Consider the following 16,184-nt stretch of genomic DNA (forward strand, 5'->3'; position numbering starts at 1 on the left):
CGCGCCTGTTTAGCGAAACTGGTGAAAAATAGATTGACGCTAACACCACGACGCCCCGACGCGCACGCAGACCAAGTCGCTGCATATATGGGTGCACGGCGCCCTGCCGCCGAAGCCGCGCGCGACGACGTTCGACACGTCGGCCTCGTTGACCGCCCCGGGGTGCACCTTGAACCTCTTCCTGCCGTATGCGCCGGCCAGGCCGTTCTCCCTCATGATGCGGCAGACGCGGCGCCGGCTGACGGTAACGCCCGACCTCCCGGGCGACGCCTTGATCTTGCGCGATCCGTTCCGGCCCTTGCTGGCGGCGTGCGCCGCCGCGGCCGCCGTCGCCCCCGACATTAAGGTCCTCAAGGGCCGCGTCGTCTCCGGCGACCAGTTCGTCTCGCCCGCGGAACAGAAGGAGCGAATCCTCGCGACCTTCGGCGACCTGTGCTGCGAGATGGAGGGCTGCGCCATCGCGCAGGCCGCCTATCTCAACGGCGTGCCCCTCGTCGTCGTGCGCGCCATCAGCGACAAGCCCTGCGCCGAGGGCCGGGTCGTGACTACAACACTTTCGAGAAGAAGGCCGCCTGCGACTGCGCCCGCATCGCTGCGCGCATGGTTAAGCTTTAGGCCCTGCGCGCCGGGGCCCTTCTTTATGTTGGGACCCCGGCGCGCCGGGCCCTTTCCAAAGCGAAGTGTCGAGCCGAAGTGTTGAGCGTCGGCCCTGAATGTTCAATGGCCGTTGTTTTCTGCCCCTCAAGTGGTGGACTTTTCCTCGGAGCTGTTGATTCCCCCACGCGCCCCCTTCCGTTCTCTGTTCTCCCCTTATACTCCTTGTACGAGGAGGTAAGAAGTCATGGACAAGACCACACAGGACAGCTTGGCAAAGAAACCCGTCGACATGAGGGACAGGATTCTCGAGCATCTCGAGGCCCTCACCTCTGCCGTCTCGCTCGACGACCTTGCCCGTCTGTCCACCTCCGACATCGCCGAGACACTCATCATCTCCAGGAGCCTGGCGAGCCAGTACCTCAACGACCTTGTTCGCGCCGGTCTTGTGGTTAAGGTGGCGGGCAGGCCTGTCCGTTATTTTCATCGCCGCGCGTTCCAGAAGCGTTTTCAGGTAAAGCTCTCTGCAAGCGAGTACGCCTCGCTCGCCGACCTCATCCAGGCGACGGGAATCGCCGATCACCGCGACTTCGCGCGTGCCGTGGGCTTCGACATGAGCCTCAGCTCCGTTGTCGAGCAGTGCAAGGCTGCGGTTCAGTACCCTCCGTTTGGCCTGCCCATCCTCTTGAGCGGCGGCGTGGGTGTCGGTAAGTCTTTCCTTTCTCGCCTTGTGTACGAGTACGGCAAGAACCAGGGCTTGCTGTCCCGCGACTCCTCCTATGTGCGCATCGACTGCGCCGGGGTCCCGGACGCCGCCTCGTTCAACGGGCTTCTTGACGAGTCGATCGCGAAAGCGCGCGGGGGTGTGGTCTTTGTCAACGGCATCGAGGCACTCTCTCCCTCTGCGATGGAGCACTGCCTTGCGACGGCCCTCGGGCTCGATGCCTCCCAGGATGCGCCGCGCGCTCGCCTCGTTCTTTCGACGACGCTATCCGCCGATGACCTGAAGGTTTCCTCGGCCTACAGCAAAATGCCCATCTGTGCCCGCGTCCCCTCACTCAAGGAGCGGACCCCCGAGGAGCGCGAGGATCTCATCTTGAGCTTCCTGCGCAGCGAGGGGTGCCGAATCGGTTCTGATGTGAAGATCAGCCGCGGCGCATACCGTTGCCTCGTGAACGCGGACTTTTCCGATAACATCGCCGGCTTGCGCGCCTGCGTGACGAACTGCTGCGCCAAAGCGTTCCTCAATCGCGAGGGCGACTACGTCGTCGTTCGCCCGTATCTTCTTCCCAGCGGGCTCCTCTCCTCCGCGCAGATCGATCAACAGCCCGACGATGGCGTTCTGATCGACGCGTCTCTGGATGCCGCCGAGAGCACAGGGCCGGTCGAGCAGGCGCTCGATGCCCTGTGCTCCCTCGATGAGCGATTCTGCGCCGGGGAGCTCTCTGTCTCCGAGCTTGTCTCGCAAGCTGTCTCCGCTGTGCGCGGCGTTGAGGATCACTTGATCTTCGACCACGGCGTCGCCTCCTCGAGGTCGCGCGCCTTCGAGCGCGTCGTGGGCGCGGTCCTTGCCGACGCAGGCTCTTCTTATGGCATCGAGCTTTCGAGGAAGGTCGCTTTTCTACTGGCCCAGGAGATTTGCCTGCAGTTGTGGCCGGGTATCGGCCTGGCTAAGCGAAAGTCTGCCTGTGCGGAGCAAATCTCCCATCTCCTCGGTGCCGTGACCTCCGAATTGCCGTTTGCCTCGAGTGTCTCCGATCAGGTCGCCGCAGACGTGGAAGGGGCGCTGGGAATCTCGCTCGATCACTTCACGAAGACGCTTCTGACGCTGTGCGTCGCATCGGAGTCTCGCGATGCGAAGGCCCTTCGGACGCTCTGCGTCATCTTGTCCCACGGCTACTCAACGGCGACGAGCATCGCCGACGCGGCGAACCGTATGCTCGGCATGCATGTGTACGAGGCTGTCGACATGCCCTACGACCAGCAGCTGAAGGACATCGTCGGTCCGCTCCAGCGCCTCGTCGACCGCCATTCCTACTGCACCGGGGTCGTGTTCCTCGTCGACATGGGCTCCTTGGAGGAGGCCTATAAGGCCCTCGAGAACGTTACCGACTCCACTATCGGCGTGGTGAACAACGTCTCTACCGGTCTTGCGCTCGAGATCGGGGTCGGGCTGCTCGGCGGCAAGTCCATCGCCGAGGTTCTTGGCGATGCGACCGCCGCGTGCGTGACGCACTGCAAGGTGATCGAGCGCGTCAACCGTGAGGACGCCATCGTCTTCTGCTCCGAGTCCGGGGTCGACGCCGCGGAGAGGATACGCCAGCTCGTCTCGCAGAGCCTCCCGCGCACCATAGGCGCGCGCCTGCTCACGAGGCCCTTCAAGCAGCTCGTCGCGAACGGGTCGAACGACGCCGTTTTCTCCGAGCACCGCGTCTGCGCCGTCATCGGCACGGGAGACCCCGGGGTCGCCTCCGTCCCCTTCGTCGCCCTCGAGGACATCATGTCGACGGCGTCCGCCTCTAAGGTTGATGCCGTGTTCGGCAGGTGGCTTGACGCTTCCGAGCTCTCTTCTTTCCACGAGAAGCTGCTCTCGAACATGACGCTGCAGAACGTCATCCGCTCCATCACCATCCTCGACCCGGAGCGGCTATTCCATGAGATCGAGAGCGCCGTGCACGAGCTTCAGCGCAGGACAGGCGAGAAGATCGGCAGCAACGCCATCATTGGGCTCTACGTTCACCTCTGCTGTCTCGTCGAGCGCCTTGTTACCAGAAACCCCATTGAGACCTACGTTGGCCAGGACCGCTTCGAGGAGGAACGCGCCGATTTCATCGAGTCCTTCAGGCAGAGCTTCTCGAGCATCTCGACGCGCTATCGCGTAGAGGTTCCCGTAAGCGAGATCGCATATGTCTTCGACTACATAAGCGTGAGCGCCGCCCCGGCGCGAGAAGAGCGCCTCGGCTCCTCGGACCTCCTGCTCGACGAGTGACCTTCCCCGCGCCGCCGCAAGCTGACCGCGCGTCCTCAATAATCCGATAACCCCTTGCCCGGCGCGAATCCGGATAGCGCCGAGGCAGTACCGAACGCAAAACTTCATTTGATAGGAGCAAACATGAGTGTTGTTATGGCACGAATCGACAATCGCCTGCTTCACGGCATCATCGTGACGCAGTGGGCCCCGGTGTCGGGCGCGACCCGAGTCATGGTCATCGACGACAAGGTCGCCGGCGACGAGGTCCTGAAGTCCACCATGAGGATGGCGCGCCCCGCGGGCATGGCCGTTTCGATCATCTCCGAGCAGACCGCGCTCAAGAACTTCGCCGCGGGCAAGTACGACCGCGAGAAGGTCTTCGTCATCGCCAAGGAGCCCGAGACGATGCTTCGCCTGGTCGAGTCGGGCGTCGAGCTCCCGTCGCTGGTCGTCGGCGGCTCGCTCGTCAAGGAGGACGGCATCCAGCTCACCCAGCGCGCCTACGCCTCCGCCGAGAACGTCCAGAGCTACAAGGCGCTCATCGCCCGTGGCGTCAAGGTGACGGCCCAGTTCGTGCCCGCCGACAAGCCCGTCTCCGTCGCAGACCTCATCTAAGGGGGAAATATGGTCAACTTCACTATCCTGCAGGTCGTCCTTTTGACCCTGCTGGCCTTCATCAAGCACGTGGACTACTACGGCATCCCGATGATCTTCGTCAATTACGCCGTTTTCTGGGGCCTCATCACCGGAGTCGTCATGGGCGACTGGAAGACCGGCCTTGTCATCGGCGGCACCATTCAGCTCATGCAGCTCGGCGTCGCGGGCTTCGGCGGCTCCTCCATTCCCGACTACGGCACGATGGCCATCATCGCCACCGCCTACGGCGTGACCCTGGGCTCCGACACGGGCCTCGCCATCGGCCTGCCGGTCGGCATGCTCGGCATCCAGCTCGACGTCGTCGCCAAGATCCTCAACGGCTTTGTCGTCGAGAAGTCCCAGAAGTTCTGCAACGAGGGTAAGTTCAATCAGATGAACGCCATCCTGTGGGTCTGCCCCGCGCTCTTCGGCCTGTGCGCCGCCCTGCCCGTCTTTGTCTCCGTGACGCTCGGCCAGCCCGCCGTCAACTGGCTCCTCGAGGTCATGCCCCAGTGGTTCCTCTCCGGCCTCACCCTCGCCGGCAAGATGCTCCCGGCCGTCGGTATCGCCATGCTGCTCCGCTACATGCCAACCGCCAAGTACTTCCAGTACCTGCTCGCCGGCTTCTTCCTCTCGGCCTTCCTGAACGTGCCCATCATCGGCGCCGCCATCGTCGGCGTTGCCCTCGCGATTGCGTTCTACCAGCGTGCCGAGAGGGACACCGAGCTCGCCGCCCACGCTTCCGCAGACGCCTTCATCGGAGAGGATGAGTAACCATGGAAAACGAGAACATCACCGACGTCGCCGAGGGCAAGCCCTCCGGCTACAAGGTCACCAAGAAGGACCTGCGCAACGCGAACTGGCGCTGGCTCATGAGCGTGTGCACCTTCAACTACCAGACCCAGCAGGGCGCCTCAGTCGCCTACGCCCTCTCGCCGGTCCTGAGGAAGATCTACACGAACGACGAGGACTATAAGCAAGCGCTCAACAACCACTTCCGCTACTACAACACCCAGCCTTGGCTCGCCGCCATCATCCTTGGCGCCTGCGTGGCCATGGAGGAGCGCGACGGCCTAGCGGCGGCGGACGCCGTCCAAGACCTGAAGATCGGCACCATGGGACCGCTCGCCGGCGTCGGCGACTCCCTGCTCATGACCATGATCCCGACCATCATGGGCTCCATCGCCGCCTACATGGCCATCGAGGGCAACCCTGTGGGAGCCGGCATCTGGTTCGCGCTCATCCTGGCCATCTTCTGGGTCCGCATGCACGCCCTCGAGTTCGGCTACAAGCAGGGCGTGAAGCTCGTCACCGACTTCAGCGAGAAGCTTCCCAACCTCACTGCCGCCGCCTCCGTGCTCGGCCTCACCGTGGTCGGCTGCCTCATCGCCTCGGTCATCGGCGTCACCTGCCCGATTAGCTTCAGCTTCGGCGACGTCGCGATGGAGATTCAGCCGCTGCTCGACAAGATCCTGCCTGCCATGATCCCCGCCGCCATCACGGGAAGCGCGTATTACCTTCTTACCAAGAAGAACGCGAGCATGACGGCCCTCATCCTCGTGGTGATCGTCCTCGCGATGGTCGCCTCCGCCGCCGGCATCCTCGCCTAGCTTCGACCCAAGAGATTGGTGAATCAATGAGAAAGATAGTTGTGGCGAGCCATTCCCTTCTCGCCCAGGGCTTCAAGGACACCCTCGAGTTCCTTACGGGTAAGGGCGACGCCGTCAACGCCGTGTGCGCCTACGTGAACGACAACGGCGAGGGGCTCGACGCGGCGGTCGAGGCGGCTCTTTCGGGCACTGACGAGGTCGTCGTCCTCACCGACGCGTACGGTGGCAGCGTGAACCAGCGCTTTTCCCGCTTCGCCTCCGACCGGATCCACGTGATCGCGGGTGTCAACCTCCCGCTCGCCATGACGGTCGCGCTCGCGCGCCCCGACGAGAAACTCGACTTCGACGCCCTCGTCAACGAGGCGCGCCAGCAGATCATCTACGTGAACGGTGCCAGTTCCGCCGAGTGCGACGACGACGAATAGAGGAGGTCGACGATGAGAGAGTTCCTTAAGGACGTGTGGATGCACGGCGGTGAGGAAAGCCGCGCCATCACCCCCGAGAACATCACGGGCGAGAAGGGCCGCGCCGCCATGTCGGCCAGCCACCTCGGCGTCGGCCGCAAGGGCTCGTGCTGCGTGCCCCTTGAGTCCGGCGAGACCATCACGCTCGCGGACATCGAGGGCCCCGGCATCATCCGCCACATCTGGATGACCGTCCCCGACAAGACCGCCGCTGGCAGCTTCGTCATGCGTGACCTCGTGCTGCGCTTCTACTGGGACGACGAGGAGACTCCCTCGGTCGAGTGCCCTGTCGGCGACTTCTTCTGCAACGGCTTCGGTGAGCGCGCCATCGTCAACTCGATGCCCATCTGCGTGAACCCGACGGGCGGCATGAACTGCTACTTCGAGATGCCCTTCAGGAAGCACGCCAAGGTCACGCTTACGAGCGAGCACCCCGGGTTCATTAAGTACATCTTCTACACGTTCAACTACGCGCTCACCGACGTGCCGGACGACGCCATGTACTTCCACGCCCGCTTTAACCGCGAGCGCAGCACCCGCAGGGGCGTCGACTACACCGTGCTCGACGGCGTGCGCGGCAAGGGCTACTACGTCGGCACCTACATGGCCCTGTGCGCCCTGGAGCGCTATTGGTGGGGCGAGGGCGAGATGAAGTTCTTCCTCGACGGCGACGAGGAGTTCCCCACGGTCACCTCGACGGGAGCCGAGGACTACTTCGGCGGTGCCTGGGCCTTCCTCGACAGGCCGCCCCACGCGCTGCCCGAGGCGCAGTGCTTCAACACGCTGTTCGCCGGCTACCCGTACCGCTCGACGCGCGACGCCACGCGCGACCGCTTCAGCGCGGGCAAGCCGAACCCGAATCCGATGCTCGCGACTAACGACGACGCGCTGCCCAGGCACGGCCTCTACAGGTGGCACCTTCCCGACCCGATCTCGTTCAAGGAGGACCTGCGCGTGACGTTCCAGGACCTCGGCAACGACGACATCAAGCTCTACGAGCGCGAGGACGACATCTCCACCGTCGCCTACTGGTACCAAAGCGAGCCGCACGCCGTGCTCGCCCCGTTTGCCGCAAGGCAGGACCGCGTGCCCAGGTAGGGTCGCCTCGAAACAAGCCAACGTTATGGGCGCCCGCGGTTGACCATGACTGCGGGCGTCCCTTTGTAAGGAGGATCACATGAGCGAAAAGCAAATGAGGCTCGGCGCCCTCGAAGCCGGCGGGACCAAGATGGTCTGTGCCGTGGTGTCCGGCGACGGCGAGGTCCTCGACCGTATGGAGACCCCGACGCTTACGCCCGCCGAGACCGTCCCGCAGATGATCGAGTGGTTCACCGCCCGCGATGTGGACGCGTTGGGCATCGGCGCCTTCGGCCCGACCTGCGTCGACCCCAACGACGAGCGCTACGGCTCCATCCTCCAGACGCCCAAGCTCGCGTGGCGAGGCCATGGTCTTCGCGCCGCGTTCGCCGACGCCCTCGGGATTCCGGTGGCCTACGACACGGACGTGAACGTTGCCTGCCTCGGCGAAGTGGTCTTCGGCTGCTGCAAGGGGCTCGAGGACGCCGTCTACGTGACCATCGGCACCGGCGTGGGCGCGGGCGTCATGTGCGCGGGCAGACTCCTTCACGGCATGCTGCACCCCGAGGCCGGTCACATGCTGGTAAGGACCCGTCCCACCGAGGAGGGACGCTGCGTCTGCCCGAGCCACGCGAGCTGTCTCGAGGGGCTCGCCTCCGGCCCCGCCATCGCCGCGCGCTGGGGAAAGCCCGCGGCCGAGCTCGCGGACAACGATGAGGTGTGGGCGCTCGAGGGGGATTATCTGGGGCAGATGTGCGCGAACCTCGTGCTCATGTACTCGCCTCGCCGCATCGTCCTCGGCGGCGGCGTGATGCACCAGGAGCAGCTCTACGGCATCGTCCGCAAGAAGACCCTCGAATATCTGGGTGGCTACATCCAGACCGCCGAGCTTAAGGACATGGAGAGCTACATCTGCGCCCCGGGCTGCGGCGGCGACCAAGGAATCCTCGGCGCGGCCGAGCTGGCAAGAAGGGCGCTCGCGTAACTTGCGCTCTCTCCGCCATACAACGCGTTAAGAAAAGACGAGCGCTTCTTGCCAATTGAGCGGCAAGAAGTGCTCGTCTTTTGCATTTGTTTTTGGGGCAGGACGCCCCGCCTCCGCTAGAGTCCCTGGACCGCCATACCCACGAGGTTTGGACCGGTGTGGACAAGAAGCGCGGGGCTGATGTCGGAGCGGACGACCTCCACCGCGTTGGCCACGCACTCGCACAGGGCCTGCTCCATGCGGTCGTAGAGGTCGGCGTGGGCCGAGGTGCGGCTCGCGGCAAAGCGCACCTTGGGGTGCTTCTCGACGATGGCGGCGATGAGCTTGACCTCGGTGCGATGCGGTACTTGCACAGCCATTTCGTGTACGCGAGGCTGTTGGCTTTCTGGGCCACAGCAATCACCTTCCCCCTAGTATGATGACCTGAACAATCCTCATGCTAGGGGGAAGGTTTTTGTCGCGTAGCGGAAATTGGCCTCCACCCGCTGAGCGGGTGGCTTTCTATGCCGCGCGTGCCGCGCGGCACGGACTAAAGTCCATGAATAAAAACGAGGAAGGCCACGTCCGGCCTCCCTCGCAAAGGGTCTCTGATTACTCCCACTCATTGGGGACAGACTTAAATGAGTGCTCTTGAAATGCCGGCGCCTGGGGACGTTCTTTTTCTGTCTGCAGTTTGGAACGTTCCTTTTCTGTCGGCAGTTTGGGACGGTCCTTAGAGCTGCAGCGCGCCATGAGCGACGAGGCGAAGCGGATCATCCTGTCTTTTGAGTTCTAAGCATAAGCCCCTGTCTCTGAGCAATGACCGGTTCGCATTTGTGCGTATTTGCGTGCGTGGGATTGCGTGAATATGCGTATAGATGCGCCGTTTACGGGACAAAAATGACCGTTTAGCGGTGAGATACGCACAAACACGCACAGACGCGCGTGTTTGTGCGAATATAGAGCTATCCGAAATGCAAGACGTTCTATGACACAGGAGGCACATATGGTAGATTCCAAGCAGGCTCCACTCGACTCCGCGGCAGCCGCAAAAGCAGCGTTCGCTTCGGTCCAGGACAAGCCATTCCCCGATGATATCTTTACGGCTCCCGAGCTTCGTTGGGCTGTGATCGGGTGCGGCGTTATCGCCAACCAGATGGCCCAGTCTCTCGCTCTTGCCGGCCGCAAGCTTGCGGGCGTCGCCAACCGTACGCTGTCCAAGGCTCAGGCTTTTGCCGAGCAGTATGGCATCGAGAAGGTCTATGAATCGGTTGAGGACCTCTACGCCGATCCTGGCATCGACGCCGTCTATATCACCACGCCGCACAACACGCATATCACCTATCTGCGTGACGCGCTGGCCGCCGGCAAGCACGTGCTCTGCGAGAAAGCCATTACCCTCAATTCCGCTGAGCTCGACGAGGCGCGTGCCATCGCCGACGAGCACAACGTCGTCCTCATGGACGCCACCACGGTGCTTCATATGCCCTTGTATCAAGAGCTGCGCCGTCGCATGGATGCCGGCGAGTTTGGTCGCATGAACCTCGCCCAGCTCAACTTTGGTAGCTACAAGGAGTACGGCGATCTGACCAATCGCTTCTACAACCGCAACCTTGCTGGCGGTGCCATGCTCGACATTGGCGTGTATGCCCTGTCCGTCATGCGTCTCTTTATGGCAAGCCAGCCCATTGAGGTCGTTTCGTTGGGCAACACCTGTGAGACCGGTGTTGACGTTGCGGGCGGCATCGTCTGCCGTAATGCCGAGCAGCAGCTGGGTGTTGTGAGCCTCACGCTCCACTCCAAGCAACCCAAGCGCTCGATTATTAGCTTCGATAAGTGCTATATCGAGGTCAACGAGTATCCGCGCGCCGATCACGCGACTATCGTGTGGACTGCGGACGGCCACCGCGAGGAGGTCCACGCCGGCACCGAGGCTTACGCCCTTTGCTATGAGATGGCCGATCTTGAGAAGGCCGTTGCCGGCGACGACTCTAAGCGTGAGCTTCTGGGCTATGCTTCTGATGTTATGGAGCTGATGACCAAGCTACGCGCCGACTGGGGAGTCGTGTACCCCGAGGAGGAGTAAGCGATGCTAGCGGAAGATAGGCTCAACGCGATCGTGTCGATGGTTCAGCAGACCGGCTCGGTTACCGTGCCGGAGCTTGCCGAAGCCCTGGGCGTGACGGCGTCTACCATTCGGCGCGACCTGCAGACGCTCGACCGAGCACACCGTATCGCCAAGGTGCACGGAGGCGCGACAAGTCTGGAGCGCGCGCACGTGACGCGCGACCTAACGCTTAATGAGCGCAGCGACCTCCATAACGACGACAAGGAGCGTATCTGCGCCCGTGCGGCGGCACTTGTGGAGCCCGAGAGCTTTGTATACATCGACTCGGGTTCGACGACGCTCAGGCTCATCGAGCATCTTCCACACCTTGAAGATGTCACCTATGTGACCGATTCCGTGCTCCATGCTCAACGCCTTGCTTTGCGCGGCATGCGTACCGTGGTGCTGGGTGGCGAGCTCAAACCCGAGACCGAGGCGCTCGTTGGCCCCGATGCCTTGGCAACCTTAGACCGCTACAACTTCAACTGTGGCTTTTGGGGCTCTAACGGCATTGCCGCCGAGCAGGGCTTCACGGCGCCCGATATCGAGGAGGCGCAAGTAAAGCGTATCTCGATGCGCCATACGGCCAAGCGCTTCGTAATCTCGGACGCCAGTAAATTTGGCATGGTGGCGCCCGTCAAGTTCGCGGACTTCCGTGACGCAACGATTATTACCGCAGGCGATGTCCCCGCCAAGTACCGGGCAATGGACAACGTCGTCACGGTCTAACAGCAAGGGACGGGCTAAGGCCAAAACCACCGCGAAGGGGCAGGAACCTTTGAGGTGGTTTTGGCGTTTGTCCAGATAAAACCTGCCAAAATAAACCTGTCCCTTTTTGGCAGGTTTTAGGGCTCCCAGGGGCAGGGGGCTTCGATGTGGATGTGCTCGCCGGTTACGGGATGCGTAAAGGACACGCTGTGGGCGTGGAGCATGAGGCCACAAGGACGCGGCGTCCCGTACAGGTCGTCGCCCACCAGGGGATGGCGCTCGCTTGCCAGGTGCACGCGGATCTGGTGCTTGCGGCCGGTGAGCAGCTCGACATCAATATACGAGCGCGTAGGCAGGCCACGGCGGCTCTTAAGGCGCTTGAGTACCTTGACGCGCGTCTGAGACGGCTTGCCGCTGGCGCCAACGCGCATCTTGCGGCTATCGTGGCGGTCGCGGGCGATAGGCTTGTCGATGAGCTTCTCGTTCCAGTCGATTTTGCCCTCGGCGAGCGCTAGGTAGTGCTTTTCGAACGCGTGGTCGATAATCATCTGGTCAAAGGCGGGCTGCGTCTGCTTGTCGAGTGAGAACAGCACCACGCCGGTGGTGTCGCGGTCCAAGCGGTTGAGCGGCTGCATGTCGGTCGCGGCAAAGCCGTCGCCCATCGCCAGCAGCAGGTCGCTGGCGTAGTCGGTGAGCGTGCGCTCGCCGGTGCCGTCGCCGTGGACGATCATGCCGGCGGGCTTGTCGATGGCCATGAGCCAGGCGTCGCAGTAGAGGACTTGAGGTTCTTCGTTCACGTGTAAGCCTTTCGGTTAGCTGATTCCCACAAACATGCAGCCCGAGGTGGCACCGCGCAGGCGGGCGGCGGGCTTGCGGCCGGCTTGCGCTGCCTCGACGGCGCGGCGGACGCGAGCGGTGGCGCGGCCCACCTCATCGGCCTCGAGCAAGGTTCCGTCGACCATAAGACGGCGCACGCCGGCATCGAGCAGCTGCGGAACTTGCGGCGTGAGGTCGATGGGGTAGGCGTCGTACAGGCGTGAGCGGCCGTGGATGTCGGTACGCACCGGCATGACCTTGCCGTCGATATTCTTGAGCGAGAGCTTGCGGGCACGCAGGCGGCAGTTGGCACAATCGTGGATGCAGCCGTTGGCAACCTGCAGAATGCAATGCTCGCTTGTCATGACGCGCGGGCGGCCAAAGACGGTGATGCCCAGAGCCGCGGGCGCGGCGGTGCCGAGCGAGATAATCTCGTCGAGCGTGATCTCGGGCGAGAGCCAAAACGCACCGGCTCCGCGCTCGGCAAGCGCTTCCATGCAGGGCGTGTTGTGAACCGGCAGGCAAGAGCGAATCTCGGCCGTGGCGCCAACCTGGGCGGCCAGGGCAAGCTCGGAGATATTGCCGACGGCGACGGTGGCTCCGGCATTGATCCAGGGATCGACGCGCTCGTGGTCGGCGGCGCGGCAGACCTCGTCGAGTACGGGCACGATACCCTGCTCAAATGCATCGGCAGGGGAGAGCTCGGCCGCATCGAGCGCGTCGGTGGTCATGTAGATGCGCGTTGCGCCCTCCGCGTGGGCTGCCTCGGCAGCCTCGAGTGTGGTGACGGTGGCGCAGATCTGCGGCTCATCGCGGTAGTGCTCGGGCGCGGGGCGGGAATCACTGGTGACAATCGCCGGCGGCTCGAGCGTTTTCGCGCGCTCCGCGTACGGCGCCAGAATGGCCTCTTCCAGCGCCTTGCAAGCGGCGGCGCGCACCTTATGTACGGCGGAGAAACCCATGCCACAGCCCTCATCGAGCGCCACCTCAAAGCTCGCAGCCTCAAAGGGAGAGGAACCCATGCGGCCGACGTGCTCAACCAGATCGGACGCCTCGACCGCACGGGTCTTGGCGGCTTCGACGGTAAAGCCCGTGGCCGTGGCCGTAAGCGAAGGGTCGTCGCAGCAGGTGAGCGTAACGGTAAACGGCTCGCCCAGACGCGCCACGACGGACACATCAACAGCTCGGCGGCGCAGCACATCGCGCTTGAGCGCGGCGCCGGCGGCGTCGATGGCACGCTGACTACGAATCACGCGGACGCGGCAGCCCTCGGGCATGCTGCGGGGTACGCGACATTCGATGACTTCACCGGCTGCGGCATCATCGGCGGCAATGGTGGTCAGGAACTGGTCAAACTCGTTATCGTGGCGAAGCTCCAGCAGGTCGCCCTTGCCCACGGGCTCAAACAGCTCAATGCGGGCGATGGCGGCGCGGCGACGGCGGTCGTCGGGCTTGAGGCCGCGCACATCGCGGTTGGCCGGGCGGCTGCCCAGCACCGTGCCCACGATCTGGCCGCGGTTGTTGGAACGCTCATAGCTCATCATCTCGTCGCCCGAGGTGCCGTCCTGATAGGCGTGCGTAAAGTCGCGGTTAAAGCAGCGCTTGAGCTGGCGCTGGCGGGCGGCTTTCTCGTCCTTGGCAACGGTGGTTCCGGCCAGCATATCGTCAATCTGATGACGATACACGTCGACGATGGAGTACACGTAATCGGGCGCCTTCATGCGGCCCTCGAGCTTGAGCGACGCGGCGCCGGCGTCATACAGGCGGCGAACAAGTTGTGAAGTGTTGGTGTCACGCGGGCACAGCGCGCGCTCGCGACCGGCAGGGGAGAGCGAGCGGCCGTTCTCGTCGATCAGCTCGTAGGGCAGGCGACAGGGTTGAGCGCACATGCCGCGGTTGGCCGAGCGGCCCGCCATGGCAAAGCTCGAAAGCAGACACAGGCCAGAGTAGCAAAAGCAGATGGCGCCATGGCTAAAGACCTCAAGGTCCACATCGGGCGCGGCATCGTGAATGGCGGCAATCTCGTCGATGGAAAGCTCGCGCGAGAGGGTCACGCGGTCGGCGCCTTGCTCGCGGCACCAAAGGGTTCCGCGGTCGTCGTGGATGTTCGCCTGGGTCGAGATATGCGTCTCGATGCCGGGCATGGTGCGCTTGACCTCAAAGAACAGGCCCCAGTCCTGGATGATGAAGGCGTCGGCGCCCAGCGTGGAGCAGCGATGGATGAGCTGCAGCACATCGCTCATCTCGGATTCCTTGATGATGATGTTGACCGTGACGTAGACGCGCGAGCCGGCCAGATGCGCGGCGCGGCAGGCCTGCTCAAAGGCCTCGTCGGTAAAGTTGGTGGCCTTGCGGCGTGCGTTGAAGCTGCCCATGCCGCAGTAGATGGCGTCTGCCCCGGCGGCGAGTGCGGCGGCAAAGGGCTCGGGCCCTCCGGCGGGCGCCAAAAGCTCGGGTCTGCGGTTGGTGGTTCGACTGGCGGTTGCGGTCATATCCTGCCTTTCAAAATGCTCAGATACTCAAAAGTATAGTGGTGCCGTCGCGGCAGGCGATGCCCGTGCTCTAAGCGGGATAAAGTCTTCAGCAGCTTGGACTGGCTGCTTCACATGAGAACCGTTCAGCGGTCCGGGGAAACCGTTGGGCGATAAAATATTCTCGCAACGTGATAATAATCTTGCATCGCGCGGAAACCTTGAGTACTATCCCAATCAAGCGCGGTGTTCAGACCGAACTGTGCCTCCCGGTGTGAACGCCGCGCTCCCGTTCCCTTTTACTTGTAAGGAGAAAAACATGAGCAAGACCGTCGTGTCTTCCGATAACGCACCCGCAGCCATCGGCCCGTATTCCCCCGGTATCCAGACTGGCAACATGGTGTTTCTGTCCGGCCAGCTGGGCATCGATCCCGCGACCGGCAAGCTGCCCGAGGGTGTCGAGGCCCAGGCTAAGCAGTCCCTTGCTAATGTCGAGGCCCTGCTGACCGCTGCCGGCGCCACCTTTGCCGATGTCGTCAAGACCACAGTCTACCTGGCTGACATTGCCGACTTCGCTGCCGTAAACGAGATCTACGCCTCCAAGTTCGAGGCCCCGTTCCCCGCGCGCAGCGCTTTCCAGGTTGCCGCTCTTCCGGCTGGCGGTCTGGTCGAGATCGAGGTCGTCGCCGCTCTCTAAGGCGTTGGCCACAACTAAACATGACATGCAAAAAGACCCTGCAGCGCGTGCGAGCTGCAGGGTCTTTTGTCAAGTGACGAATCGCTTGTGGAGCCGCGCTCCATTTTGCTCGCTAGCCCTCCTTGCGGACTTTTTGCAGGTAGCGGTACACGCTGGGCTCCGAGATGCCCAACGCGGTGGCAGCGCAGGCCACGGCGCCCTTGAGCATGAACACCCCGTTGCCGTTGAGGTGGCGAATGACGTCCACGCGGTCGCTCTGACCAAGCGACGCTACATCCAGCCCGCGCGCGCTCAGCAACTCGGCAATGCTGCGATCGATGAGCTCCTGGGTGGACTCCGAAAGGCCTTCGACCTCGATAGGGGCGAGCTCCGTGCGCGTCGGCGCCGCGTCGAAGCACGCCATGAGCTGCTGCGCCATGGCGTTGATGGAGCGCACGGTCGAGAGATCGGTGTTGACGCAGAGCATACCGACGATCTCGTCATTCTCGCGGATAAAGTACGTCGCTGACTCCAACGTCTTGCCGCCGGCACCGCGCCCCTCGTAGCCCGTAATAAACGGCAGGTCGCGATACTTGGCGTCGTGCATGATCTTGAGTGCCAGATCGGTGGCGGGACCGCCGACCTTGCGGCCGCTCACGATGCCGTTGCGAATATCGACGATGGCGTGGTCGGGATCCGAGAAATCGTGCAGCACGATTTCGCTGTTTTTGCCGAGTATCTGCTCCAGAAAATCGACCATCGGCAAAAAGCGACGTACGGTCTCGTTCACGGGCAACTCCTTTGGGTGAAATCGGAAATGATCATAACAATTTTTTCTCATGGTAACACGGTGTCTATTGACTCACATATTCGCAGGTACATTGCGTAATACAGATGAGCGGTAGGTATTTGGCGGTAAACGGTCGACCAAAAGAAAAGTTAGATGTAATTTTGAACAGACACTTTCCTGACCTGCGGAAATGCATTATCTCAGCTGAAGAATAGTCTGATAACAAAAAATTATTATTGAGAATGAGAATCATCTTTAATACGATATGCAACGAAGGCACAACCTCAACCCCGCACTGCG

At 62.7% G+C, this 16,184-nt stretch carries 16 protein-coding genes; 11 read left to right on the forward strand and 5 right to left on the reverse strand.

Going from position 1 to position 16,184, the window contains the following annotated elements; translation table 11 throughout:
* Window positions 1-39: 39 nt before the first annotated feature.
* Window positions 40-276 carry a hypothetical protein gene (locus DWZ15_RS10580; RefSeq protein ID WP_233544739.1) on the reverse strand — a complete coding sequence of 79 codons (237 nt, stop codon included), beginning with the start codon at window positions 274-276 and terminating at the stop codon, window positions 40-42.
* Here DWZ15_RS10580 and DWZ15_RS08515 point away from each other — a divergent pair.
* The 8 genes from DWZ15_RS08515 to DWZ15_RS08550 all read left to right on the forward strand — a co-directional run bounded on the left by DWZ15_RS08515 (window position 170) and on the right by DWZ15_RS08550 (window position 8,337).
* On the forward strand, window positions 170-700 hold the full coding sequence (locus tag DWZ15_RS08515; RefSeq protein WP_233544710.1) for a 5'-methylthioadenosine/S-adenosylhomocysteine nucleosidase: 531 nt from the start codon (window positions 170-172) through the stop codon (window positions 698-700). The two genes, DWZ15_RS10580 and DWZ15_RS08515, sit on opposite strands and share 107 nt — an antisense overlap.
* Window positions 701-841: 141 nt before the next feature.
* On the forward strand, window positions 842-3,583 hold the full coding sequence (locus DWZ15_RS08520; RefSeq protein WP_117736585.1) for a PRD domain-containing protein: 2,742 nt from the start codon (window positions 842-844) through the stop codon (window positions 3,581-3,583).
* A 123-nt stretch (window positions 3,584-3,706) separates the two neighbouring features.
* Complete coding sequence (locus tag DWZ15_RS08525) at window positions 3,707-4,180, forward strand: PTS sugar transporter subunit IIB (protein ID WP_089572478.1); 474 nt, start codon at window positions 3,707-3,709, stop codon at window positions 4,178-4,180.
* Window positions 4,181-4,189: 9 nt separating this feature from the next.
* Window positions 4,190-4,975, forward strand: coding sequence for a PTS sugar transporter subunit IIC (locus DWZ15_RS08530; RefSeq protein WP_089572477.1), 786 nt, complete (start codon window positions 4,190-4,192; stop codon window positions 4,973-4,975).
* Between the two features lie 2 nt (window positions 4,976-4,977).
* On the forward strand, window positions 4,978-5,811 hold the full coding sequence (locus tag DWZ15_RS08535) for a PTS system mannose/fructose/sorbose family transporter subunit IID (protein ID WP_118450477.1): 834 nt from the start codon (window positions 4,978-4,980) through the stop codon (window positions 5,809-5,811).
* Between the two features lie 26 nt (window positions 5,812-5,837).
* Complete coding sequence (locus tag DWZ15_RS08540) at window positions 5,838-6,236, forward strand: PTS sugar transporter subunit IIA (protein ID WP_089572475.1); 399 nt, start codon at window positions 5,838-5,840, stop codon at window positions 6,234-6,236.
* A gap of 12 nt (window positions 6,237-6,248) precedes the next feature.
* Entirely contained in the window at window positions 6,249-7,373 is a 1,125-nt protein-coding gene (locus DWZ15_RS08545) for a glycoside hydrolase family 172 protein (RefSeq protein WP_172676343.1), read from the forward strand.
* Window positions 7,374-7,452: 79 nt separating this feature from the next.
* Window positions 7,453-8,337, forward strand: a complete 885-nt coding sequence (locus DWZ15_RS08550; RefSeq protein WP_199407873.1) for an ROK family protein — start codon at window positions 7,453-7,455, stop codon at window positions 8,335-8,337.
* 116 nt (window positions 8,338-8,453) lie between these two features.
* On the opposite strand, the gene DWZ15_RS08555 is transcribed toward DWZ15_RS08550, so the two are convergent.
* On the reverse strand, window positions 8,454-8,690 hold the full coding sequence (locus DWZ15_RS08555) for a hypothetical protein (RefSeq protein WP_147352327.1): 237 nt from the start codon (window positions 8,688-8,690) through the stop codon (window positions 8,454-8,456).
* A gap of 632 nt (window positions 8,691-9,322) precedes the next feature.
* Between DWZ15_RS08555 and DWZ15_RS08560 the strand changes: the two genes are divergently transcribed.
* Complete coding sequence (locus DWZ15_RS08560) at window positions 9,323-10,402, forward strand: Gfo/Idh/MocA family protein (RefSeq protein WP_117564160.1); 1,080 nt, start codon at window positions 9,323-9,325, stop codon at window positions 10,400-10,402.
* Between the two features lie 3 nt (window positions 10,403-10,405).
* Window positions 10,406-11,152, forward strand: a complete 747-nt coding sequence (locus DWZ15_RS08565) for a DeoR/GlpR family DNA-binding transcription regulator (protein ID WP_118450481.1) — start codon at window positions 10,406-10,408, stop codon at window positions 11,150-11,152.
* Between the two features lie 116 nt (window positions 11,153-11,268).
* Here DWZ15_RS08565 and DWZ15_RS08570 read toward each other — a convergent pair whose 3' ends face one another.
* Both DWZ15_RS08570 and DWZ15_RS08575 read right to left on the reverse strand, forming a co-directional pair.
* Window positions 11,269-11,928 (reverse strand): RluA family pseudouridine synthase, encoded by a 660-nt coding sequence (locus tag DWZ15_RS08570; protein ID WP_231501551.1) that lies wholly within the window; start codon window positions 11,926-11,928, stop codon window positions 11,269-11,271.
* Window positions 11,929-11,943: 15 nt separating this feature from the next.
* Window positions 11,944-14,439: a U32 family peptidase gene (locus DWZ15_RS08575; protein WP_118450483.1), complete on the reverse strand. Its 2,496-nt coding sequence runs from the start codon at window positions 14,437-14,439 to the stop codon at window positions 11,944-11,946.
* 298 nt (window positions 14,440-14,737) lie between these two features.
* Between DWZ15_RS08575 and DWZ15_RS08580 the strand changes: the two genes are divergently transcribed.
* Complete coding sequence (locus tag DWZ15_RS08580) at window positions 14,738-15,115, forward strand: RidA family protein (protein WP_089572469.1); 378 nt, start codon at window positions 14,738-14,740, stop codon at window positions 15,113-15,115.
* A gap of 112 nt (window positions 15,116-15,227) precedes the next feature.
* Here DWZ15_RS08580 and DWZ15_RS08585 read toward each other — a convergent pair whose 3' ends face one another.
* A complete protein-coding gene (locus DWZ15_RS08585) occupies window positions 15,228-15,884 on the reverse strand; it encodes a transcriptional regulator (RefSeq protein ID WP_233544716.1) in 657 nt (218 codons plus the stop codon).
* Window positions 15,885-16,184: the final 300 nt, after the last annotated feature.

Origin of the sequence: Collinsella sp. AF29-7AC (assembly GCF_003475665.1) — a bacterium.
In the GTDB taxonomy this organism is placed as follows: domain Bacteria; phylum Actinomycetota; class Coriobacteriia; order Coriobacteriales; family Coriobacteriaceae; genus Collinsella.